Raw genomic sequence first — 23,873 nt, 5'->3', positions numbered from 1 at the left:
ATGTCCGCCGGGTGGCGGGCATCCTTTTTTTGTGCGGAATTGGGAAAGTTTGGGGAGCAGATCTCCAATTTTTAATATTAAGGAGACAATTCTTAACAATGAGATCCCGATTCTTAATATAGAGGGAACATATCTTAATGAAAAAGTTCAAAAAATGTTTTTCGCTGGTGTCTGGTGTTTGAAAAAGTTGCATTTGGAAATAAATTGGATCCGGATCTGGTTATCTTAACAAAAATCCTTCATATCTTAATAAAAATCCAGCATAACTTTACACAAAACCTTCATATCTTTACATTCCCCCGCAAAAAAGCGCTCCAGCCGAAACGGCGGGAACGCCAAAAATCTACCCCTGCTCCCAAAGACGCTTCGTCGTTAAATAAGAAGCGAGCTCCTTGCTTTCCTCCCGGCGTTTTTTCCGGGCTTCGAGGCGGACGGGGGCTGTTTCGTGAAGCTTCTTCTCTTCGTCCGTTTCCGGGACAACCTTTGGAACCGGTACCTTCTTTTTGTTTTCGTCCAGGGCGACGAAGCTTAAAAAGGCGGTAGCGGCGATCCGGCGTTCACCGTCCAGTAAATGTTCTGCTACTACTTTCACAAAGACTTCCATTGAGCTCTTGCCCGTCCACGTCACGAATGACTCGAGACATACCGAATCGGACGGAACGATCGGTGTTAAAAAGTCCACGGAGTCTGTGCTCGCTGTCACCACAGGCATCCGCGCATGCCTGATCGCCGAGAGTGATGCCACGTCGTCAATGAAGCTCATCAATTTCCCACCAAATAAGGTGTCGTGATTGTTTGTATCGCTCGGGAACACGTGGGCCGTTTTGATTACCCGCGATTCCTTGCATGTTTTTGTGTCTGTCATTTGGATGACCCCTTTCGCGTCTACGTTTAATATGAAAAAGAATACCACGAACGATACGCGAAAAGCTATTTTATTCGTTTCACGACGGATAAAAGTGCGGCGCCGATCACACCGGCATCGGTTCCGAGACCGGCTTTCTTCATATTAATATAGAACCTCATACTCGGATAAAGAAGAGGGGTGACTTTCTCTTTGAGAAGGGGCAGGACGGACGCCTGCTCCATGACCCCGCCGCCGAAAACGAGGACGGCCGGATTGAAGCTGTTCATCAGGTTGGCGACACCGATGGCAAGGTAGCCGATGGCTTCGTCGATGATTGCCTGAGCAGCATCATCTCCGTGAGAGGCACGTTCGAACACGTCTTTCGCTCCGCCCGTCACACCCATGCGCTCGGCCCCGAGACGGCCGATTGCCGTACCGGAAGCCAGTGCCTCAAGAGCTCCCGGGTTCAGGATGCCGTGCTGATCCCCCCCGGGCTGAACAATCATGTTGCCGATTTCCCCAGCATTGCCCTGTGCTCCGATAAAAAGCAGGCCGTTCAGGACAATTCCGGCTCCGATGCCGGTACTTACAGTTATGTAGATCACACTGTCTTCATTGCGCCCCGCGCCGAACCGGGATTCAGCAAGTGCCGCAGCGTTCGCATCGTTATCGAGGGTTACCTTCTTCCCTGTCCGTTCGCTTATGCGTTGTGCGATAGGCACATTTCTCCATCCGGGAAGGTTCGGCGGATCAAGGATCAAGCCGTTGAACGGATCAAGAGGACCCGGTGCCCCAAGGCCAATTCCTTCAGCATGCTCATCGCCCTGTACACGCTCAATCATACCGCAGACTTTATCCAAAAAAGCTTCGAATCCAAGCTCCGGCTCAGTCGCCGCCTTTTCATGGACGAGGATCTCCCCTCTTTCGTTTACAAGAGCCACCCTCACGCTTGTGCCGCCCAGATCAATTCCAATCGTCTTCTTCACAGCCATACCACCTCATCATTCATTCTCCTCCCCATTATACAATTTCCCACAAAATCGTGCGGGGTCTGACCCTGTGTTCAAGGGTGAACACAGGGTCAGACCCCGTACGGTCCTCGCACGACCCCTTTCCCACACCTTCCAAAGCTTCCATTAATAAAATTCACAATTTCGTAATATTTTCTTTACAATCTATTGTAAACGCTTTTATTTGTGCTATAATTTAGATAAATTCAAATCGGAATTAAGGGAAGAGAAGATGAGATCACCCTTAAGGACGACTGGTACGTTACCTCGCTACCAGTGTGTCCTTGGGTACCTGTCTTCTCTTTTTTTATTCCTTATGAAAACGCTAACATTTTAGCGAAATACTAAATGGATGGAGGTTTCTTTCTATGAAAAGAAACAGTTGGTTTTTACTCGTTCTTGTTCTCTCTTTTTCTCTTATTCTTGCAGCATGCGGCGGTGGCGATGATGCGACAGGTGATGGCGAAGATGACCTCGGCACAATCACGATCTACTCTCCTGAAACACCGGACATGACACGTGAAATGGCAGAAAAGTTTGAAGAATTACACGGTGGCACAGTAAACGTAAACTATGCAGGTACGAACGTTCTTGTTAACCAGATGATTGCAGAAATGGATAACCCTCAGGCAGACCTCTGGTATGGCGGCGGCGGTATCCTCCCTTTCGAGTCAGCTATTGAGCACGGATTTATCGAGTCCTACACTCCTGAACTTGCAGCGGACTGGGACGTTATTGAAGACGACATTAAAGTACGTCACGAAGACTGGAAATGGGTTGGCGTTGAAGTATTTGCCCTCGGCCTTATTTACAACACGGACCTTGTAGACGAAGATGAGCTTCCACAAACGTGGGACGAGCTATTGGACCCTCGCTGGGAAGATGAGCTTCAAATGCCAAACCCGGCAGCGTCAGGAACGGCAACACTGTTTATCATCAGCCAGCTTCAGGACAAAGGTGAAGAAGAAGGCTGGGAGTATTTAGATCAACTTGTCGGCCAGATGAACTCCATGCCTGACTCCGGCGGTGCTCCTGCACAGGCGGCAGCTTCCGGTGAAGCATCAATGGGAATCGGCTTTGACTTCATGGCTTATCAAATGGCAGAGCGCGGTGAGTCTGTAGGCTTCCACGTACCGGACAACACACCAATCCTTGTTAACCCGGTTTCAGTAATCAAAGACGGACCGAACCCAGAAGGCGCACAGAAGTTTGTTGACTTCATGCTTTCTGAAGAAGGACAGCAGATTAAAGCTGACTGGTACCACATCCCGATGGACCCTAATGTAGAACCAAAATCCGAGCTTACTCTTGACTCTCTTCAGGATAAAGCACAGGACCTTGATATTGACTGGGTTGTAGACAACTACGACGACATTCGTCAGCAATGGCGCGACCGTTACCAATAAAAAAATTATCTGGCTATAACAGTAGGAGGCTATATTCATGGGTTCAGTAAAAGTAAATCAGCTTATCAAAAAATATAAAGACGTAACAGCACTGAAAAGCGTGAACCTGGACATCAAAGAGGGCGAATTTTTCGCCCTTCTTGGTCCATCCGGTTGCGGAAAAACAACGACGATGCGCTGTGTAGCCGGCTTTGAATCCCCAACTTCCGGTGAAATTACGATCGGTGACAGAGTGGTCAACAACGTCCCTGCCAATAAACGAAATTGCGGAATGGTGTTCCAGAGCTACGCCCTTTTCCCACACTATAACGTGTTTGAAAACGTAGCGTACAGCCTGACCGTCCGTGAAGTTTACTCCGGTTCACCGGGACGAAGAGTGAAAAGCCTTGCCCGTCTCATGAGCAAACGCTTTGGCGCCCCGTCAAAAGAAATCCAGACAAAAGTAAATGCAGCACTCGATTACGTGGAAATGGGCCATCTGGCTGACCGGGGCGTAAATGAACTTTCCGGCGGACAGCAGCAGCGTGTTGCTTTAGCCCGTGCCCTCGTTATGGAGCCTGCCGTTCTTCTGATGGACGAACCCCTTTCCAACCTGGATAAAAAACTGCGGAATACGATGCGGACGACAATCCGGAAAATTCAGCAGGATGTTGGTATTACAACGCTCTTCGTAACCCACGACCAGGAAGAAGCCATGAGTATGGCTGACCGTATCGCCGTTATGAAGGACGGGGAAATCGTCCAGCAGGCAACACCGACTGAACTTTACGGTCATCCAAAAACATCCTTCGTCGCTGACTTCGTAGGGTCTTCCAACATCTATCAGGGCGATGTCGTAGACAAGCACGCTGACGGAGTTACTGTAAAGGTCGGAGGTCAAACCATTAAGTCTTCCTACAAACCGGACAAAAAAGAAGTGCAGGCCCTTATCCGACCTGAAGGAATTGAACTTTACAAAAGTGATCAGGTACCTGCAGGAGCTCAGAACATTCTGGACGGCACGGTGGAAATGTTTACGTATCTCGGACCGAATATCCGCTACGACGTAAAGGTGGGAGAATTTGAGTTTATGGTCGAACAGCCTTACTACCAGGGTGTTCCGCTGTTGACAGAAGGGGATAAAGTAAAACTTACGATTGAACCGGAACGGGTGTTGCTGATATGAGCAACGGCACACCAACTCAGGTTCAGACCCAGCCGCCAAAACGTCCGAATAAAAAAACAAAAAACAGCCGCTTCTCAAAGTTTGACAGCCTGACCATTATGAAATTATTCATTGGAGCGTTCTTCTTTCTTTTCCTACTCTTACCGCTCCTGTCCGTTCTGATCGTCAGTTTTACCGGCCAGCCGGTCAATATTCTCGGTTCCTTAACCAACCCGGATATTTTATCGGCCAACCTGGAACGCCTTTCAAACGCTTCACTTGAGCATTGGGGAAGCCTGTTTGGCGGAGGCGTGTACTTCTCGGCACTCAGAAACAGTCTTGCACTCTCTTTAGGCGTATCTTTACTTGTTATCATCATGTGTCTGCCGATCGCCTACGGTTTTGCAAGAACAACGATGCCGTTTAAAAAGACTTTTGCCGCTCTTTGTACAATGCCGATCATTGTACCAACGTTTATCTCAGCTGCCGGCTTTATCATTATGTTTGGCCGTACAGGGTGGGTAACGACGATCTACCAGTCTCTCGGTGGAGACGGCACGCTCATCAGCGCCTACTCCATGACCGCGATCGTCATGATTCAGACATTCTTCTTTTTCCCATTTGCTTTATGGCCTATGGTTGCAGCATTTAAAATCAGCGACATCTCCCTTGAAGAAGCGTCACAGAACATGGGAGCAAAAAACTGGATGACGATGATTTTCATCACGTTCCCCCTTGCGATTCCGGGGATTATCTCCAGTGCCCTGCTGATCTTTACCGTCAGCTTCTCGGACTTCGGTACACCGATCATCCTTGCACCGGACGGACTTAACCTGATCGTTGTAGAAGCGTATCGTGAAATTTCCGGTTTCTTTAACTGGGCCGGTGCCTCTATTCTTACTGTGGTCATGGTCGTTGTGGCAGCCCTGTTCTTCTGGCTCCAGCGCCTTGTGACAAAAGGAAAAGACTACGGCACCCTTTCCGGTAAACCAAAAGGGACGAAGCTTAACGACAATAAAATCGTAACAACTTCCCTTGCGATCTACACAGGTCTTGTCGTGTTAATCCCTGTACTCACAGTGTTATCCGTTGTGATGCAGTCCTTTGCAACAACGTGGGGCGCAGACCTGCTTCCGCGTGGCTTTACCCTTGATCACTATCAGACGATCTTTACCCGCTCAGGTGACAACATTCTGAACAGTATCATCCTGGCAGGAGGCGCACTGGTGATCAGTGTAATCATTGCCACTTTCGTTTCCTACTTTGTTGTACGGGAAAACGCAACCAAGCTCGACTTTATTTCATCCGTTCCTTTGATCGTACCTGGTATCGCACTCGGTATCGCGTACATCCAAATGTTTAATACAGCACCGCTACAGCTTACAGGAACAGCGTTCTTGCTCATTGTGGCCTACGCGATCCGCCGTATGCCTTACATGATCCGCTCTACGATGGGTACGATGATGGCCATTAAGAGTGACATTGAAGAAGCCGCGGTCAACCTGGGGGCATCCAAGCTTCTGGCGATCATTACCGTTGTCGGACCGCTTATGCTGCCTGGAATCGCCGCAGGATCCATTCTCGTATTCGTAACCGTTATTAAAGAAACGAGTATCACGATCCTCATGGCACCGTCAAACTGGGCACCGATGTCTCTCGTCGTGTTCCAGAACCTCCTCCGTGGTGAAGTGTACACCGCTTCTGCAATGGCCGTTCTGATTATCGGGATCGTCCTGATCCTCCAGGCTCTTGCGAACAAAATTACGAAGAATTCTCTTTATTAATTCATTAACTACGAGCCTGCTATGAAGAACTTCTCATAGCGGGCTTTTTTAAAGAACAACTGACCTATCATTTTAAAGGAGATGAAATCCATGCAAAAAGGCTTTATTTTTGATTTAGACGGCACCGTTTATCTGGGAGACGAGATTATTGAAGGCGTTCCGGAGGCGATTAATGCCCTTCGTGAAAAAGGACATAAGATTCTCTTTCTATCAAACAAATCCATCGCTTCACGGGAAGATTACCTTCACAAACTTCAAAAGATGGGGATTGACTTGACGATTGATAACATCATCAATTCCAACGTGGCAGCCGCCCACTACATAAAAGAACACGCTGCCCCGTCCGAATCGGCGTGGGTCATCGGCGAACGTCCCCTTCTGGACGAACTTGAAAAAGCAGGCGTTCCCGTCACTAATGAACCGCTGGACGCTTCGTACGTGGTTCTCGGGTGGGACCGGGATTTCAATTACGCAAAGCTCAATATGGCTTTTCAGGCATGGCGTAACGGAGCGACCGTCGTAGCCACCAACCCTGACCGCACGTGCCCGATGGAAAACAACAGTGAAATTCCCGATTGCGGTGCGATTATCGGCGCATTTGAAGGCGCTGCAGGACAGCCGGTGGATGTGATTGCGGGAAAGCCCTCTTCCACAGTCACAGACATTGCCCTTCAAACCCTTCAGCTTAAACCGGAGGACTGCTACATTATCGGTGACCGACTTGAAACGGACATTAAAATGGGGCTTGATAATAACATGAAAACCGTCCTTGTACTTTCAGGGATCACGACCATTGATATGTGGAAAAATTCCAAATATCAACCGGATTATACGTTGACAAGCGTCAAGGAAATCCATACGATAGTAACATAGACCAACAAGAAAGCGTTTTATTACACAAAAATGAGGGATCAGCCACTATGGACAACAAAGGACCACAAATACCCATCATCACCGATTTGATCGAATCGCAGGTTGTCGCAGCGGTCAACAGTCCGGAGAAGCTGGAACAGGCCATCAACAGCAACTGCAATGTCGCTTTTCTCATGACCGGTGATATTTTAAGCGTCCCGGCAAGCGTCAAAAAACTGCACGACAACGGGATGAAAGTGTTTGTCCATCTGGACTTCGTCGATGGTATTGCCAACGACCGGAGCGGCATCAAATTTATCGCTGAAAAGGTCCGGCCCGAAGGCATTATCACAACGAAGAACCACCTCATTAAGTTTGCCAAAAAAGAAGGCCTCATTACTATTCAGCGCCTTTTCTTCATTGATAAGAGCGCCATCAAAAAAGGCATCCAGATGATTGAATCCTCCAATCCCGATGCCGTTGAGATCCTCCCGGGCGTAATTCCGCGGGTCATTACCCGCCTTACCGACGTCACCCCCCTTCCGATTATCGTTGGAGGACTCATTGAAAACGAACAGGAAATCAGTGACGCCCTTGAAGCCGGCGCACTCGCAGCCTCATGCGGGAGCCCAAGGCTGTGGCATACAGATTTATAAAAATGAAAGCACCTGCCGAGATGCCGGCGGGTGCTTTTTTGGAGTTGTGTTAAACGTATCCATATAGAGCCCTCTGCCCTACCTGCAGCATGCTTATTGGGGCTTTGTGTTAAGTTATGACGGATTTGTATGAAGTTATGCGGAATTTACATTAAGATTTGCCGGATGAATGTTAAGATAACCAGATCCACATCCATTTTTCTTCCAGATACCTTCAGAAAGTAACTTCCTTTTGGAAATCTTCCATTGCAGACGAACCACTCCAATTAATTTCTCCCCCTATGCTCACTGCTGAACAAACTTTCATTATTTTCTGAATATAATATAATAGTAGAAACAACCTAGGAGGTGATCCTGTGACATTTGGTATTTTCTTCGGCCTCATCCTTGTTCCACTGGCCATTCTTACACTCGGCGGCGTATGCTACGCTGTCACCGCCAGGCAGGACCAGCAAAACTAGCAAACACACTATAACTCCAGGAGGACAATACTATGGACATCACCGCACATCCGTTAACTGTAACCGTACTAATTCTATACTTACTTTTACTCATCTTGATCGGCGTCATGAGCTCACGTAAAAGCTCCGGCGGACTCACTGACTTCTTCCTCGCCGGCCGAAACCTGAGCAAATGGACAGTGGCACTCTCCGCCGTAAGCTCCGGCCGCAGCGCCTGGCTCGTACTCGGGGTTACCGGAACCGCCTATCTCACCGGCCTGAACGCCGTCTGGGCCGTCGCAGGATACATCACCGTTGAAGTATTCATGTTCTTCTTCGTCGCCCGCCGCTTCCGGACATTCAGCGAAAAAACCGACAGCATCACCATCCCCGACATCCTTGAAAACCGACTTGGGGATAAAACAAAAATAATCCGTCTCGTAAGTTCATTGATCATACTCTTTTTTATGGTCGCCTACGTTGGAAGCCAGCTCGTAGCCGGGGGAACAGCCTTCTCAGGAAGCCTCGGGATCTCCAGCACGCAGGGTCTCTGGCTCACAGCGGCTATTATCTTCCTTTATACGATTCTCGGCGGATTCCACGCCGTCAGTAAAACCGACGTCCTTCAAATCGGCTTTATGTTTTTCTCTTTAATTATTTTACCGATCGTAGCCATCTTCCAGCTCGGCGGATTCGGACCGGTGCTTGAGGTGATGCAGGCTGAAGGAGGCGGCTTTACAAGTCCTTTCGCATTTGCCTTCGGTGCCGTCATCGGTCTTATCGGTATCGGCTTTGGAAGCCCCGGTAACCCGCACATCATCGTCCGCTACATGAGTCTGAAAAATGTCAGGGAAATGCGCCAGGCCGCCCTTATCGCCACGTTCTGGAATGTAATCATGGGCTGGGGCGCCATCATGGTCGGTCTTATCGGCCGCGTTTACTTCCCGAGTGTGGACATGCTTCCGGGCGAGAACAACGAGCAGATTTTCACGTCACTCGGCGCTGAAGTACTCAATCCGTTCTTTGCCGGCATCCTTCTCGTTGCCGTTCTCGCTGCGATCATGAGCAGTGCCGACAGCCAGCTTCTTGTGGGGGCAAGCGCTGTGGTCCGTGACATTTACGACCGCATTTTCGCAAAAGGAAAAGAAATTTCCCAGCGAAAGCTGATCACCTACAGCCGTCTCGTAATCATGGTACTGATGGGACTCTCCATCTGGCTTGCGTCAACCGCAACCGACTTTGTGTTTTGGATGGTCCTGTTCGCCTTCGGAGGACTGGGCGCATGCTTCGGTCCGGCCCTGATTTTAACCTTCTATTGGAAAGGATTATCAAAAGCCGGCGTCCTGACAGGCATGATCACCGGTCTGTTCACAGTCATCATGGTTGCCCAGCAGCCGCAATGGACATACGCCATCATCGACGTTCAGGCCTTCCTGGAACAGTACTTCTTCGGTATCACCTATGAAGCCGTTCCCGGATTCCTCGTGGCCACTTTCTTCACCGTAGTGGTAAGCTTATTTACGAAAAAACCGGAAAACGCCGATCAGATGGTCGACGAAATGAAGAAAGCAGGATAAACAGATGACCCCCGGCAGGAGGAACGCGGCTCCTTTCGGGGGTGCTTTTTTAATGAATCTCTTTTTAATGAGGCTTTTTGTAAAGTTATGACGGATTTATATTAAGATTTGACGGATGAATGTTAAGATAACCAGATCCGCATCCAATTTCCTTCCAAACACACTCTCACAGACAACATTTCTTAAAATTATGAGAGCATCGCCTCATTCCAAGTCCTAAATAAACACAAAGAACCCTCATTCTCCCGAGGATTCCCACTCACTCTTCTTCTTTTCAACAATCACACGCCAAGACTGATACCGGCGCACCAGTACCTCATGCAAAAACCGCATCCGCTCGCCTGTACCCTCACCGTCCGCAAACCGCTGTTCAACTTCCACCGCCTGCAGCACAGCACCATGAAATTTACCCAGCACCTGCATCGCCTCAGCGTCATCACCAAAAATAGACACAACGGTCATATTTTCGGGATGATACGGAAGCATCCCCTTCATCACATCACGGAGGAGCCTGTCCCCAATATCAACGTCGCCTTTAATGTAGCACTCGCTTACATATGCGTACACATCTTCAAGCTCGCCCAAAAGCTCCACGTAACTTTCCAGAAACCGCGACTGGGCAGCTGTTACTTTTCCGGACATCAACCATCACCCTAACTCAGACTGCTAGTTTTTCCGATCAATAAACGCCCCGTCAACCGGTCCGCTCTCCCCGTAAGGATTCTCGTACCGGCGTCCGGTCGTCTTTTTCCGCTTCAACTCGTTCATGTCCATCTTAATATGACGAAGCTCCTCTTGCAACCGCTCCTCAATGAGACTGTTCATATCAACCGCTTCCTTCAGCACCGCCCGCTCCTCATCGGAGTAGTCCCCCTCAAGCCCGGCCAGCACTTCGCCCCGCTCCTCCAGCATATCTGTGAGACGCTCAATAAACGCCCCACGCTCATCAGGTTCAGGTCGTTCCTTTGCAAAGTCATGAAGGGATTTCGTGATGGTATACAATTCCTGTACCCGTGTCATTACCCTTGAACTCCCGCACCGTGACGACGCTGACGGTCAATCTTGATCACCTGTTTCCATGTCTCATGAAAATCAACGACAAACCGCTCCGCTTCCTTAAGCGCCTTCACATCATTTTTCGTGTTCGCGTCTGTCAGGCGTGACAAAATAAAATCATACATCTGCATCATATTCCGCGCTGTATCCGTTTCCACCCGAAGCGTCACCATAAGCTCACGGATAATATTCTGCGCCTTGATCAGATTTTCGTTCTTCAGTTCCATGTTTCCCTCTTCCAGCGCCTTCTCCCCGCGCCGGATAAACTTCACACACCCCTCATAGAGCATTAACGTCAGCTCTCCCGGAGTCTTTGTCTGCATATTCTGCTGTTTATAATTCGCATAAGGATCTCTTACTGCCATCCCAATCGTCCACCTTTCTCCTACATCATGCCCCCGCCTAGGAGGGAAAACATCTGATCCGCCTGGGCATTCGCCTTGGCCATTGCCCGTTCAAGAGCCGTAAACTCATTCCAGTACCGCTGTTCAACCTGCTGAAGCCGTCGCTCAAAATTCGAGATCCGGTCATCCATATTCATCATCTCGCGCCCGAGAGTGAACTGATGCATTGTGCGCCCCTCACGCCCGGCACGCTGGGTCACACGGTCAATTGCCGTATCGAGACTTCCCCGAAGACGCCTTAAAACGCCATCTTCTGCCTGAGTTTCGCCGCTTCCCATAAACAGCTGATAAAGCCCCTCAGGATCCGATTCAATCGCCGCACGGAGCCGGTCCTCACCGTTAAGACGCTGCCCGTCCGGCATCGTCCGGCTGTTCGTATCCAGAACAATCTTCCCGCCGTCCATATAATCAGACGAACTCACAAGGCCGATCGAGGCCAGGTCCTTAAACATCCCCGCCGCCTCATTCTGCACACTCGAGTACAAACTCATCCGCATCCCACTGAGAGCAGAGCTGAGAGCCGGATCACGCCTAAGTAGACCACTCATGGCCTTCTCTTCCCACATCTCCACCTCACGCTCGCTCATGGCACGGCGCTCCTCATCACTGAGAGGATGATAATCCCGGAACCGTTCCTCCCGCAGAGACCCATTGATCGTATCCACAAGCTCATTGTATTCCTCAACAAAGGACATGATCTTTTCCATAATCTTATCCGTATCGGTTTGAGCCGTAATCGTCACCCTCTCATTCCCAACCGTCTCTCCCGTCAACTGATAGTTGATTCCGTTGATCGTGAAGTTATTCGTCGTACGCTCAGTCCCATGACCGTTCAGGCTGAAACGGGAATTCTGTCCCTCCTGCCCGGCACCTGTTTCCAGCTGAGGGAGATCCTCAGTTCCGAACCCAAAACCGAACGCCTCCAACAGGGCACGGCCGTTCGCAGACGTCGAAGGATCTCCATCCTCACCCTCAGCTGCCAGGCGGATCGCACTGCCGCTCCCGCTCTCGGTCATGGTCATAATCATCTGGGGAACCGCCCCTGCCGCCGCACTCTGATCAAGATAGGCATTCACCCCAAGGTCCGACCGGTTCATTTTCGTTAACACCTGTGCGACCGTGTCGTTTTCATCAACGTGAAAAGACACGGTTTCAAACTCTCCTCCCGGCCGCTTCACATCAAGGGAAATGGTTGCCCGTCCGTCAACAAACGCCAGCCCTTCCCCGTCTCCCCACCAGTCTTTGACCCGCTGATCCAGAACATTTTCATTTACGCCGGGATCATCCGTTCCTGTCGGGGTAATCCACGACGTGGCAGTGGCCAGCTGCTGGACCTGAAGCTGCACACTCGTATTAGGGGCATTTCCTACTGCCGTAGCTGTGGCCACACCTGTGTTTGAGCTGGAGACTGCTTTTTGTAAAAATGTACTCTGAAGCCCGAGACCCGTTGCACGAAACGAATCACGAAGCTTTGTCATCTGCAGGTTCACGTCCCGATAGGCATTCTGTTTCCAGTCAAGAACCTGCCTGTCCTGCTGCATTTTATCCAAAGGAATCCGCTCGGCCTTCATCAGATCATCGACAATCTGATGTGTATCAAGACCTGAAGCCAACCCGCCAAATCGAAGCATCTCACTCATCGTCCCACACTCCCGTTCCTATTCTCTATTTCTTTTATCGGTGGGAACAAAGGAATTGTGAAGCACTTGATGAAACAAAAAAGAACCCGATTTCTCGAGCTCTGTCTTTAGTCAAATCTTTTCATCAATAATAATCCCGGCAAACTCCAGCATCGACGAAATCATGTCCAGAAACTCCTCAGGCGGAATCTCTTTAACTACTTCCTGTGTATTCCGATCTACAATTTTTACAAACATCCGGTCTAGTCCTTCGTGGAGCTGAAACTGGACACTTGTATTCTGTAAGTCTGACAGCTTGTTTACCGTATCCAACTTTTCAGACAGCTCGTCCTTTGACCAGTTTTTTTTCTTTTCAATTGTTCTCTCTGACTCAGTTGACCATCCCTGGCGGTTATTCTCGGTCCGATCTCCTTGAACCTTTGCAAAAAGGTCATTAACTGTCATCGAACCAACCGGCTTCACATCCATGTGAACCCCTCCCCATATGTAATTGTATGCTTACACTTTATATATCGGGGTTCGGATCGTTTTCTTTAGAAGATTGTGATAAATCAATGAACAACTACGTGGAGCTGTTTTTCAAGAGCAATCACTTCCGTCTTAAGCTCATCCATTCGCTCTTGAAGCTCTCTTCTTTCATAATCAAAAATGAAAGATTGGGAACAAAGCTCCGCAATCTCTTTCATTTCATAGAGCCTGGACTCCATCTGAGCATAGATCTCGTCTTGCGTTTCAACCCAATCAAGTTGGTCTCTAAGAAATGCCTTCGTTTCTTTTATTTTCATAGATTATCCCCTTTTAGGGCGCCACCTCCTCATGCTGGTCACGCGTTCTGGGAAGCGATGGGACGGACCTGGTGCTTCCAATTCGTTTGTCTACTTGTAAAAGTGAACTGATAATCTTAATGGAATAGTAGAGAGGATTGAAAATAGGTTACAGTAATGATAAATGCCAACTCACAGAGCCATGAGCCATGCACCTTGTTAGTTTTTATTATTTGGAAGCATCAGGTCCGTCCCAGCGCTTCCATTTTTAACAGTAATCCCTCAGGAGTTAGCCTACTAAGCTCTATGTCATCTAATAATTCAGATGTTAGTTCCATTATGTGTTGTGACTGACTTTTTTGTTCCATTTTAAATTCCTCCTTTAATCATTTGCCATTTCCTATTATACCTCTTTGTTTTTGTTATTGTTTAAATAAAAATGAGACCCTAGCCTAAGCTAAAGTCCCTAAACTTGAACAAAAGATCCCCCACAATAATTGTGTTATAGCCCACATAGGAAGCGCTTCTCCGGCAACTCCCCCTTTTCCCTATTCAATTATTATCACTTACATTTTGCATTAACGCCCATCTACTACACCATCAAGATGTAACGTAAGGTTGAAACATATCCTCTAATTCTTCTTTTAGCTTCTTAACCTGTGGAACTAGTGTGAACTGCATCAGTTCTTGAACCTTTGCTATATCTTTTGCCTCATAAGCAGTTACAACAAGCTCTAATGAATTTTTCAAGCTAGTTAAATTCTCTTCCACACTTTTCATCTCTAATTCTTCTTTAACAGGCATTAACGAGTTCTCCACTGCTAAAAATCCTGCTACAACATCTTCAAAAAGAAAAACTGTATCTTGAAGCTTCCCTTCTCCTAATTCCTTTTGAATATGTTGTAGTCCTTCAATGATTGTTCCTGTTAAAGTCACAGATTGTTTCATTACATCAATATATTTATCCATTTTATTTCACTTACCTTCCTTCATAATGTAAAAAGAGACTCTAGCATAACTAGAGCCTCTCTTAAGTTGAATAATAAAATTATCCAAGTAATTGTAATACAGATTGTGGTTGTTGATTAGCTTGTGCAAGCATTGATTGAGAAGCTTGAGAAAGGATGTTAGAACGAGTCATTTCCATCATCTCAGCAGCCATATCAACGTCACGGATACGAGATTCTGCAGCTGATAGGTTCTCAGAAGAGTTATCTAAGTTAGAAATTGTGTGCTCTAAACGGTTTTGAATTGCACCTAGTTTTGATCGCTCAGAAGATACTGTTTCAATCGCATTATTAATAGTAGTGATAGCCTCATTTGCTCCATCTTGGTTGGTTACGTTCAAGTCATTTACTCCTAAAGCAGTAGCACTCATATCATTAATTGCTAGTTGAGTGTTTTGGTCCTCATTAGCTCCAATATGAAATTTAACTGCATTATTAATCACTGTTAAATTTGCAGCGTTTCCATTTGATGTGGCAGTACCTGTAGTAACCTCAAATTCAAAACCACCTACATTTAAAGTTCCACCATCATAAGCAGTAATTGCACCTGTTCCAGAAGTTTTATCACCAGTCAGATCAATATCTAGCCCATTTGCAGTTAAGTCGAATTTTAAAGTTCCTGTTTGATTTTCCTCTATTTCAATAGTACTAAATCCAATATCAATTCCACCAATCTCTAGATCGGAGTCTAAAGCATGTCCTGTTACAGTTGTAGTTTTTCCACCAGGACCAATTAATTCGATATCTGCAGTACTTCCATCATTGTTTGTAACATTTAAAGTGTAGGAACCATAAGAAATGTCTGCTCCAGTGGCTACATCCATTTCAGCTGTTAAATCAGTCGCAGTAAAAGCAGTTGTTCCACTAGTACCAGTAATTGTATTTGTGCCAGCATCAGTTACAGTTAAAGCATAACTTCCACTGTCTAAATCAATGCCAGTAGCTTTTAAATTCCCAAACTCTGCATCTCCAGCAGTTTTTTGAACGGTTTTACCCATATCTCCATTAAGCAATTTTTTTGTATTAAATTCAGTATCAGTAGAGATTCGCTTGATTTCGGTTGATAACTGATCAATCTCTTTCTGAATCTCAGCACGGTCTTCATTTGTGTTTGTGTCGTTTGCAGATTGTACTGCAAGTTCACGCATACGCTGAAGGATGCTGTGCGTTTCGTCAAGTGCACCTTCTGCAGTTTGAATCATTGAAATACCGTCTTGTGCGTTACGGCTAGCTTGATCTAAACCGTTGATTTGTGCACGCATTTTTTCAGAGATTGCAAGCCCAGCTGCATCGTCTCCTGCACGGTTAATACGAAGGCCTGAAGAAAGTTTCTCCATAGAGTTCGCATTTTGTTGTTGGTTAATCCCCATCTGACGGTGTGTGTTTAGTGCTGAAATGTTGTTGTTGATAATCATAATAAAATTCCTCCTTGAGTTTTGGCTTCCGGTCACGTCCTTGTGAGTGGAAGTTTCGTTTGGTTGTTCACGAGGGAGAACGTCTGCAGCCGTCCTCTTTGTGAACTTGACACTTCTTATATCGGTCGAAGGTCCTCGGTGTTTAATTGTTTTTTAACTTTTTTAAAAATAAATTCGGAGACAAGTAAAGTGAATTGTGTAAATATTGTTTATTTTTGTAAAATTTATATTGATTTGTGTTTATTTATGTCATATTATGGATGTATGGTATATATTACCTACAACTTAATATAGGGAGATGATCCTGATGAAAGAAGTATATGTAGAAGAATACGAAGTAGGGTATCAGACGTTAGCGCTGTTACCACATGCAGACATGATCTATCAAGCAAAAGCCGTAGAATTGGATCGGACAGTTTATGTTGCCCAGCCTTGTATCAAGATTATTGAGTATGCTTGTTTAAGCGGAGGTTCATCATTTAATGGAAGAAGAGATGCCGTGTTGTTTCATACAGGGTTTCAGAAGAGGGTGCCTGTTCCTTTATCTATTTCTCATCGCATTTGTGCCTTCCCAACACAATCTCCTCACATCCATGAGTGTGCCTGGATATTTTCCCAGCACCTGAAGAAAGTATCTGAAATAGAAGGAAAGGATTCACCGCCAAAGCAAAAAAAGAAGCCCCACTCAAGGGTTCACTTTTCCACGGGGAAGCACTTGGATTTAAATGTGTCCAAGCATGTACTGGATAAACAAATGACAAGAGCGTCCCACTGCATGTCACTGTTTGCGAAACTGTAAAATTACAATTGTCACTAATAAAAAATAAAAAGGAGGGCGTAATCGGCCTCCTCAAATCCACATATCTATTAACGTTCACTATAGTGAACGTTTTTTCTTTAAAAAAAGGTTAGCGGTATGCGTCGACCCATCCGTTTCGAATGGATTTGACGAGGGCATCTGTGCGGTCATTAGCATTCATCTTTTTAAGCAGATGACTGATAATCGTGCTGATCGTTGAAGGCGCCAGGTAAAGTGACTGGGCAATCTGAAGATTATTGTTTCCTTCCAGCAGGAGCTGAAGAACATTCTGTTCGTTTTCAGATAGAATCTCCTGTACGATTTCTTTTTGAAGAATCAGCTTCTTAATCGGCTGTTCTCTTAATTTGATGCGTTCGATCTCAAGTATCAGCACTGAATGATAGGCCGGCTCCAAGAACAGTGCCTGTTCTTTCATATGCCTGAACACAAAAGTAGCGTTTTCTTTAAAATAGCGCAGTGACATAAAACCCTGGATATTGTTATTTATGTATGGAAACAGAGAAGCCGGGTTGTCCTCCACGCTTGCTACAATAATATTTGTATGAACTTCTGATTCAATAAGTGCATGAAGTCTGCGTACGGTGGAGCGGTCATGGCTATGGGCGAGCACCACAATAAAATCGTAATGATTATCTATTCTAGGCAATGCTGAAAGGTGATCAAACTGACAGTCTGCATACTCATACGATAACTCTTCCATATCACTTGCGGTTAAATGCTGGTTTTGATCCAAAAACAGAACATTTGCTGTGATAGTTGGAGTGTTCGTCATTGTAATCATCATTTAGATCTCCTTTCTGTTACTTTATACCAATAGCTTATCAGTTATTTCGAAAAACCAACAAGATTCGATTGTCGTTTTTTGTTAGTGACTGTCATAGGTATTTTCTTGTTTTTTGGGGGTGTTTTACGATTTTCCACAATTAAACTAGTAATTTGTAAATTTACTCACACTTTAAGTAGACCAAAAGAACTATCCCCCACCATTTAGCTAACGGATCGTGAGTCTTAAGTCACTTCGATTTTAAACCGTGACCCTGAACCTAAGACTTATTAACCGAGTCGGATAATTTTTTCAACATTTCGACAGTAGTGAGTGCAGCGGCCTGGTTTTCGTTCTGTATGGCGTCGTAAATTTCCTTACGGTGAATATCGATATGGCGGGGGGCTTCGATCCCGAGCTTTACCTGATCCCCGTCAACAGCAATAATTTTCACTTCAATGTCATCACTGACCTTGATTGACTCATTCAGCTTTCTTGAAAGGACCAGCATCGTTACCGGGCCTCCCTGTGTGCAGAGGACTCTGTAAGAAACCGGTGCCGGGTATGGTACTTACCGTCCTGCAAAAGAATCTGTTTTCCTCTTTTTTCACGGTTGTTAATCACAATCGGTCCGCTTAAGTTGACGGTCGTCTCCTCAAAGGGATCCTTGACCGTAAGCACACCGAATATGGATACCTCTTCTTCTTTCTTAATATCCAGCTGCTCAATCGTACTGTCCGTTAATTCAACACGGTAATCAGAGAAAAAAGGAAAAGGGTCTGCCATAACAAAGGCAAGTTCTGAGGTGGTCACCGATTGTAGAATATAAAACGGGTTGGGTTCTGCGCTGAAAGGAAGCATTACAAATGAGCGCTCCTCTTCAAAGCTTGGAATCCCTTGGGGAAAATGAATAACCTGACTGTCATCCACTTCCACATCTCCTGAATATTTTGTTTTCAGCTGCAAGAAAATCACTCCAAAATTTAAGCATATGTCTATTTTAGAAAAAGTTACCTCAAAAGCCAATAGCAAATTACAAATTATTACGAAAATCTTACAAAATTCTATATTTTTTTGTAAAACTATAGCTAAACGAGTCGATTAATTAAAGAAGGGACGACATCCATCGTGATAGATGGATTCTTTTTCATATACACATTAACCTCCCAGGGGGGAGCCGAAAGTTCCGGTTTTTGAATATGAAAGCGGATGGACGGATCCGGCCAGGCGCTGTCCACTTTGATTTCAGAAGGCTGATAGGTAAACCGGACCCGTGACATGTTTTTTGGCATGTACCCAAGATTAATTTCTTTCGCCGGAGGATCACTGTGGTTTTTCGCCACCCGGGGGAGCATATTCACACCGTTTTCAATCGCTTTCAGCTGCTCCCCCTCCTGCGCCTTTTTGGCTGCGTACTGAAGAGCACGCTGTTTTCCGCCCGCTGACCATTCCGATGCCATCCGGAGTGGGCTTTTCAGGTTCGCATCGGCAAAGGCTTCGCTCTGATCAATAAACAGCTTTGACGCTGTCCTGCTGATCGATATTGTTCCGGCAAGCTCCTGATCTATTTCCATCACAGCGTTATGCTGCCTGATCTGCATATAGGGGCGGGAGTGTGACATCCCGATCTGACCTTGCTCTGACTGAATTCGTACCTGTGGAATATCCATCGCAGCCTCCTTTTTCCCGGCGTTTAAAAAGGAGTGACCGGCAAAGACCATTTCTTGTCTTTTTCAGTCACTCCGTCTTTTCTATCGTAAAAAGTCCATTAATGACGGTTGCAGAATCCGGGCAGATGAAGCAAGGGCTGCCCGGTGGACGTTTTCCTGAGACATGAGCTGGGATATGACCCTTTCCATATCTGCATCCTCATTATCCGACAGCACCCGCTTTGCGATGACTTCCTGCTCCCGCACACGGTCTTCCATCATTTCAATCCGGTTCTGTCTGGCACCAAGCTCGGCCCTTTCATTGACCACCCGTTCAAGCTGATGGTCAACGGTATCGATAAACTTTGTCAGTTCAGGTCCTTTCACATCCGGATCCCGGAGGGCTTTTTCAAGCTGAATCAGATCTCCAAAAAAGTCCGACGAAAACACAGCAGAAGGATCAATATTGACAGGCATGTTCACGCCCTTTAACAGCTCTATTTCCACTTTACTGTTGTTTGTCGACACAGATACGTCCGCGGAGATGACGATCTCTCTTTCCGGCATCTCCCTTGTTTCCTGCGTCACATTTCCATCCGCATCCGTTGCTGTCCACTGCCGCTCAATCGTAGTATCTTCAGGGAAGCCGCTGAGTACAATCCGGTCTCCGCTTGCACTTTCAAACACGATATCCGCCCCGTCTTCAATGCGGTCGTACCGCACACCGTGGTGGGTAATATGATACTCGTGGGCGGTTTCTTCACCTGCAACCCAGTTTTGGAAGCCTCCACTGTCAAGGCCTGCATCAAGAAGGTCGTTCCGGACCGGTTCGTTCGTGGTGTTCGTCCCGTTAAAGATGTATTTCCCGTTGGACTTTGTGTTGGCCAGAGACTGAAGGTGCTTTCGGAGTTCCTCCACTTCTTTTGCAATGTTATCTCTCTGGGTTCCTTCATACGTATCATTGGAAGCCTGCACTGTCAGTTCCCTGACACGGTGGAGGGAGTGAGCCACTTTATCCAAAGTGGCATCAGAGTTATCCATCCAGTTGTTCACTTCACCCAGGTTTCGCTTGAACTGCTCAATCTCGGTTACCTGTGTACGGTAGCGCATCCCGTTCATGGCCACAACAGGATCTTCCGATGCACGCGAGATTTTTTTCCCTGTGGCAAGCTGGTTTTGCAGTGTATGGAGCTGCTGGTAGCTCTGGCTTAAATGACGGAGCGAATTGTTTGAAAGCATCGATTGTGTTACGCGCATCGTTTACACCCTTTTCTCATCATTATGTAAAGTAACTCCTAATAAAATTAAGGTTGTTAGTATCAATGAAATTAAGCTTCGTTTAACGGAATACACTCAGGAAAAAGGATAGGCATTGGACTTAGCACCGAAGATGCCCATCTTTGCTATACGTCTGTTAATGGTAGATGCTGATTTCCGCTCATCGCGCTCCCTTTCCGCGGGCGGTTCGGGAGCCTCCTCGTGCTTCGCACTGCGGGGTCTCCCCGGAACTCGCTTTTCCCGCAGGAGTGTCGCGCATTCGCTACAATCAACGTCTATATAAAAAATGGCTCTTTCCCGGTCCCACACTCGACCACGCAGCCTTCATCAATTCTTTCATTTAAAACAAATAACAACCTTTGCCAAGACAGCCTTTTAAAAGTTGGAATCGATACAGGCGAATGCTTGCTTCGTCTGTCTCTTCTCCTCTAACAGTTCACATTAAAACAACATTCTGTTACCTTCCGACTACGCCCATGCCGTTAATGATCCGCTCAAGCATTTCATCAATGGTGGTCATATTTCTTGCAGCTGCATTATACGCATGCTGAAATTTAATCAGGTTCGTCATTTCCTCATCAAGCGAAACACCGCTTATGGACTGCCTGCGGTCGTCCACCGATTCCCGGAGCTGATCGGTGTTCCGGCTCATCCGTTCTGCTTCATTCGTACTTACAGCCATGGCTCCGATTACACCCTGGTAGAAGCTTTGCACATTCGTTGTTGAATCCCCGAAGTTAAGGGGATTGTCCTTCACGTTGGCCAGGGCCAGGGCATTGCTTCCGTCACCGCTGAACGCTTCTCCGTCAGTCACGGTCGCAGCCGCAATTTTGTCCAGATCACCTAAAATATCATCCGTTACTTTTAACCCTAAGGCAGCGCCTTTTACATTCCCAGCTGAAATGTTCAATCCTCCGGCAAAATCAAAAAACGCAATTAATTCCTCTCCGTTCGCCATTTCATACAGGCTCATCCCGCTTTCGTGCACGTCGTTAAAGGCGGATGTAAAAGCGTACACCATCTGGTCAATACTCTGCATCATCTCAGGAATGAGCCCGAACTCCTCGCCGTCCGCAAGATAACCGTGAGTTTCGATGGAGCCTTTCAGCTTCCCGTAGGAATTAAATTCTTCGGGGTCAAAGGTTTCGCCGCCGACAGAAATACCGTCAATCAGCCCGCTGTCCTCGTCGTAGGAGAGTTCAAACCGGGCGGCTTCAAGAGATCGCCCGTTAACAAGGGTAACCCCCATATCCTGACCGTGTTCGTTTAAAAGTTTGATTGTATAACGTCCAGCCGCATTTTCCTTTGCCATCCCGCCGCTGCTTACCTGTTCGACGCTGATGTTCACGTACTCGCTGAGCTCATCCACAAGGTTGTCTCTTGCGTCATACAGGTCGTTGGCCAGGTATCCGTGAGGTTCGACGCTTGCAATCTGCTGGTTCACGTTGTTAATCTGATCGAGAAGAGAATTGACACGGGTATTTTCAACACCAAGCTGGTTTTTATAGTCGCGCTGAACAGCTTCAAGGGATTGTGCCGTATAGTTGAACGTTTCTGCAAGGGCGATCCCGTTCTGCCTTACAACACTTCTCGCCCCTGAATCCTCGGGGTACACGCTCATATCCTGAAGGGACTGCCAGAAACGGTCCATTGTCTGGGCAATGCCGTCTTCGGTGGGCTCATTCATGATGTCTTCGATCTTCTCAAGGGCCGTGTGCCGCGCGCTCCAGTATCCGTGCTTATTGTTTTCCTTACGATACTGCAGATCGAGAAACGACTCCCGGATGCGTTCAATTTCTCCGGCTTTTACACCGGTACCCAGCTGTCCCGGAATGCTCGGTTTATTGAAGCCGGGATGGGGAAATGCTTCTGTCGGGGTAAAGTTAACCCGCTGCCTTGAATACCCCTGCGTGTTCGCATTGGCAATGTTATGCCCCGTCGTATGTATCGCTGACTGCTGGGTATTGATCGCCCGCCGCGCCGTTTCCAGGCCGTGAAAAGTAGACATGTCTGGTTCCTCCTTGATGGTTATGAGGCCACTGAAAAAGTTAAAAACCGAACTTTTTCAGTGCCTTCGGTTACGCTTTTGAATCAAATATCGATCGTCTTTCTTCGGTGTGGGAATGCCCGGTGTCAGGTCGGCTGTAATTCTCGGACCGGTTCGGCTGAAACGCATCGAGGGACATGTTCACAAAACGTAAAGACTCTTCGATCAGCTGCTCATTCAGATCGTTTTGCTCTTTCCACATCGTAATCTGCTCAAGCAGTCTCGTCTGCCAGAGGGTGAGCTCTTTTTGCTCCTCGTCATCTAAATAAGGGATAATTTCCTCCACCGTTACGTTTTCTTTTACAAGCCCTTGTGCTTCAAGCCAGGCGGATGTGGCACGCTGACGCTTTTCCTCAAGCTTCTTAAGCTGTTGGATACACGCCGTTTCCTGTTTCATAATCTTCTCCAGGTCTTCCATCTGCCCTTTTCTCACCGCTTCGGTCTTTTCTTTTGCCAGCTCGTTAAAAAGCTGATGAAGCTGGGTTAATTCCTTTAACACTGCCGTAAGAACCACACCGCTCACCTCCCGTTAGTCCGTCCAGAAATCATACATCCTTCTCGCTGTTTCCTTCACATTCACTTCGTACGTTCCGTTTTCAACACGTTCTTTAATTTCCTGAACCTTCTCGGCCCGCACTTTCGCTGCCGCCGTACCCTCCTGCATTTTCTTCGCCTCAGACGAAATCTGCACCTCATCTTTACGGTTGTTCACCGGGGATTTCCCGTTGTTCGAACCGCCCTGTTGCTGACGGTACATATTTAACGACTGCATCGGATTAATTTTCACTGCAAACACCTCCACAACACGATTGTCTCTCCATTATATCGGCTTACGGACACCGTTTGTTTACTCTTTTTTATCGATTGGGATTGAATAATACGTGGCGGAACGGTTTTGCCGCGCTTCTTTCCGCTTTTGAAAAGCCGCTTCCAATTCTGAACGATCCAGTCCCGAGCGGAGCTCCCCCCTGCACGAAAGGCAGATTCGCCCCTCCCGGATATATGAACCGCACTTCTCACAGGCGTAAGCGAGATTCGGAAACTGAGCTAAATGAAGCCGGCCCTCCCGGATAAACTTCGTAATCTGGGTTTCTTCAACCCCTGTCGCTTCCGTCACCTCATGCATCGCCGCCGTTCTGTTCTCACGCTTCCTTATAAACAAATATACTTTCTCAAACATCATTTCCACTTCATGATGGCAACCTTCACACACCGTCCGCAGACTTTTCACAAACAACCGGTCACAGTTCGGACAATTACTCAACTCAGGCATACACGTCTCCCCCTCTTTTCCTTTTATATCGGACAGAGAAG

Annotated in this window: 26 protein-coding genes; 7 read left to right on the top strand and 19 right to left on the bottom strand. The window is 47.1% G+C overall.

Features of this window, described 5'->3' with window-relative positions:
• Positions 1-343: 343 nt before the first annotated feature.
• Positions 344-865: an acyl-CoA thioesterase gene (locus JSY36_RS14115; RefSeq protein WP_122899051.1), complete on the bottom strand. Its 522-nt coding sequence runs from the start codon at positions 863-865 to the stop codon at positions 344-346.
• A gap of 65 nt (positions 866-930) precedes the next feature.
• Positions 931-1,833, bottom strand: coding sequence for an ROK family protein (locus JSY36_RS14110; RefSeq protein WP_419466045.1), 903 nt, complete (start codon positions 1,831-1,833; stop codon positions 931-933).
• A gap of 392 nt (positions 1,834-2,225) precedes the next feature.
• Here JSY36_RS14110 and JSY36_RS14105 point away from each other — a divergent pair, with 392 nt between their 5' ends.
• The 6 genes from JSY36_RS14105 (at position 2,226) to JSY36_RS14080 (ending at position 9,716) form a co-directional block, all read left to right on the top strand.
• Entirely contained in the window at positions 2,226-3,263 is a 1,038-nt protein-coding gene (locus JSY36_RS14105) for an ABC transporter substrate-binding protein (RefSeq protein WP_205166868.1), read from the top strand.
• A 37-nt stretch (positions 3,264-3,300) separates the two neighbouring features.
• Positions 3,301-4,428, top strand: coding sequence for an ABC transporter ATP-binding protein (locus JSY36_RS14100; RefSeq protein WP_122899056.1), 1,128 nt, complete (start codon positions 3,301-3,303; stop codon positions 4,426-4,428).
• Complete coding sequence (locus tag JSY36_RS14095) at positions 4,425-6,191, top strand: ABC transporter permease (RefSeq protein WP_122899058.1); 1,767 nt, start codon at positions 4,425-4,427, stop codon at positions 6,189-6,191. Before JSY36_RS14100 ends, JSY36_RS14095 begins: the two co-directional genes overlap by 4 nt.
• 90 nt (positions 6,192-6,281) lie before the next feature.
• Positions 6,282-7,064, top strand: a complete 783-nt coding sequence (locus tag JSY36_RS14090) for an HAD-IIA family hydrolase (RefSeq protein ID WP_205166867.1) — start codon at positions 6,282-6,284, stop codon at positions 7,062-7,064.
• A gap of 47 nt (positions 7,065-7,111) precedes the next feature.
• A complete protein-coding gene (locus JSY36_RS14085; protein ID WP_205166866.1) occupies positions 7,112-7,699 on the top strand; it encodes a glycerol-3-phosphate responsive antiterminator in 588 nt (195 codons plus the stop codon).
• Between the two features lie 493 nt (positions 7,700-8,192).
• Positions 8,193-9,716: a sodium/proline symporter gene (locus tag JSY36_RS14080; protein WP_205166865.1), complete on the top strand. Its 1,524-nt coding sequence runs from the start codon at positions 8,193-8,195 to the stop codon at positions 9,714-9,716.
• A gap of 237 nt (positions 9,717-9,953) precedes the next feature.
• Here JSY36_RS14080 and JSY36_RS14075 read toward each other — a convergent pair whose 3' ends face one another.
• The 8 genes from JSY36_RS14075 to JSY36_RS14040 all read right to left on the bottom strand — a co-directional run bounded on the left by JSY36_RS14075 (position 9,954) and on the right by JSY36_RS14040 (position 16,002).
• Positions 9,954-10,358 carry a DUF8042 domain-containing protein gene (locus tag JSY36_RS14075; protein ID WP_205166864.1) on the bottom strand — a complete coding sequence of 135 codons (405 nt, stop codon included), beginning with the start codon at positions 10,356-10,358 and terminating at the stop codon, positions 9,954-9,956.
• A 24-nt stretch (positions 10,359-10,382) separates the two neighbouring features.
• Positions 10,383-10,736 carry a flagellar protein FliT gene (gene fliT, locus JSY36_RS14070; RefSeq protein WP_205166863.1) on the bottom strand — a complete coding sequence of 118 codons (354 nt, stop codon included), beginning with the start codon at positions 10,734-10,736 and terminating at the stop codon, positions 10,383-10,385.
• Entirely contained in the window at positions 10,736-11,137 is a 402-nt protein-coding gene (fliS, locus tag JSY36_RS14065) for a flagellar export chaperone FliS (protein ID WP_205166862.1), read from the bottom strand. Before fliS ends, fliT begins: the two co-directional genes overlap by 1 nt.
• 20 nt (positions 11,138-11,157) lie before the next feature.
• A complete protein-coding gene (locus tag JSY36_RS14060) occupies positions 11,158-12,816 on the bottom strand; it encodes a flagellar hook-associated protein 2 (RefSeq protein ID WP_205166861.1) in 1,659 nt (552 codons plus the stop codon).
• Positions 12,817-12,927: 111 nt separating this feature from the next.
• A complete protein-coding gene (locus JSY36_RS14055; RefSeq protein WP_205166860.1) occupies positions 12,928-13,284 on the bottom strand; it encodes a flagellar protein FlaG in 357 nt (118 codons plus the stop codon).
• A gap of 83 nt (positions 13,285-13,367) precedes the next feature.
• On the bottom strand, positions 13,368-13,601 hold the full coding sequence (locus JSY36_RS14050; RefSeq protein WP_205166859.1) for a hypothetical protein: 234 nt from the start codon (positions 13,599-13,601) through the stop codon (positions 13,368-13,370).
• Positions 13,602-14,180: 579 nt separating this feature from the next.
• Positions 14,181-14,549: a DUF8042 domain-containing protein gene (locus tag JSY36_RS14045; RefSeq protein WP_205166858.1), complete on the bottom strand. Its 369-nt coding sequence runs from the start codon at positions 14,547-14,549 to the stop codon at positions 14,181-14,183.
• A 79-nt stretch (positions 14,550-14,628) separates the two neighbouring features.
• Positions 14,629-16,002 carry a flagellin N-terminal helical domain-containing protein gene (locus tag JSY36_RS14040; protein ID WP_205166857.1) on the bottom strand — a complete coding sequence of 458 codons (1,374 nt, stop codon included), beginning with the start codon at positions 16,000-16,002 and terminating at the stop codon, positions 14,629-14,631.
• A gap of 307 nt (positions 16,003-16,309) precedes the next feature.
• Here JSY36_RS14040 and JSY36_RS14035 point away from each other — a divergent pair, with 307 nt between their 5' ends.
• Positions 16,310-16,801 (top strand): competence protein ComK, encoded by a 492-nt coding sequence (locus tag JSY36_RS14035; protein WP_205166856.1) that lies wholly within the window; start codon positions 16,310-16,312, stop codon positions 16,799-16,801.
• Between the two features lie 109 nt (positions 16,802-16,910).
• Here JSY36_RS14035 and JSY36_RS14030 read toward each other — a convergent pair whose 3' ends face one another.
• The 9 genes from JSY36_RS14030 to JSY36_RS13990 form a co-directional block, all read right to left on the bottom strand.
• On the bottom strand, positions 16,911-17,606 hold the full coding sequence (locus tag JSY36_RS14030; RefSeq protein WP_205166855.1) for a response regulator transcription factor: 696 nt from the start codon (positions 17,604-17,606) through the stop codon (positions 16,911-16,913).
• Between the two features lie 259 nt (positions 17,607-17,865).
• Entirely contained in the window at positions 17,866-18,096 is a 231-nt protein-coding gene (gene csrA, locus JSY36_RS14025) for a carbon storage regulator CsrA (protein WP_122899087.1), read from the bottom strand.
• A gap of 2 nt (positions 18,097-18,098) precedes the next feature.
• Positions 18,099-18,551, bottom strand: coding sequence for a flagellar assembly protein FliW (fliW, locus tag JSY36_RS14020; RefSeq protein ID WP_205166854.1), 453 nt, complete (start codon positions 18,549-18,551; stop codon positions 18,099-18,101).
• Positions 18,552-18,673: 122 nt separating this feature from the next.
• Complete coding sequence (locus JSY36_RS14015; protein ID WP_205166853.1) at positions 18,674-19,255, bottom strand: DUF6470 family protein; 582 nt, start codon at positions 19,253-19,255, stop codon at positions 18,674-18,676.
• Positions 19,256-19,336: 81 nt separating this feature from the next.
• A complete protein-coding gene (gene flgL, locus JSY36_RS14010; RefSeq protein WP_205166852.1) occupies positions 19,337-20,491 on the bottom strand; it encodes a flagellar hook-associated protein FlgL in 1,155 nt (384 codons plus the stop codon).
• Between the two features lie 478 nt (positions 20,492-20,969).
• On the bottom strand, positions 20,970-22,520 hold the full coding sequence (flgK, locus tag JSY36_RS14005) for a flagellar hook-associated protein FlgK (protein WP_205166851.1): 1,551 nt from the start codon (positions 22,518-22,520) through the stop codon (positions 20,970-20,972).
• Positions 22,521-22,590: 70 nt separating this feature from the next.
• Positions 22,591-23,073 carry a flagellar export chaperone FlgN gene (locus JSY36_RS14000; RefSeq protein ID WP_205166850.1) on the bottom strand — a complete coding sequence of 161 codons (483 nt, stop codon included), beginning with the start codon at positions 23,071-23,073 and terminating at the stop codon, positions 22,591-22,593.
• Positions 23,074-23,088: 15 nt separating this feature from the next.
• Positions 23,089-23,346, bottom strand: coding sequence for a flagellar biosynthesis anti-sigma factor FlgM (flgM, locus tag JSY36_RS13995; RefSeq protein ID WP_205166849.1), 258 nt, complete (start codon positions 23,344-23,346; stop codon positions 23,089-23,091).
• A 60-nt stretch (positions 23,347-23,406) separates the two neighbouring features.
• Positions 23,407-23,832, bottom strand: coding sequence for a TIGR03826 family flagellar region protein (locus tag JSY36_RS13990; RefSeq protein ID WP_205166848.1), 426 nt, complete (start codon positions 23,830-23,832; stop codon positions 23,407-23,409).
• Between the last annotated feature and the right edge of the window lie 41 nt (positions 23,833-23,873).

The sequence above is a fragment of the Alteribacter salitolerans genome, from assembly GCF_016901055.1.
In the GTDB taxonomy this organism is placed as follows: Bacteria; Bacillota; Bacilli; order Bacillales; family Salisediminibacteriaceae; genus Alteribacter; species Alteribacter keqinensis.
Note: the sequence above shows the minus strand (reverse complement) of the source record. Positions and strands in the feature narration are given on the sequence as shown.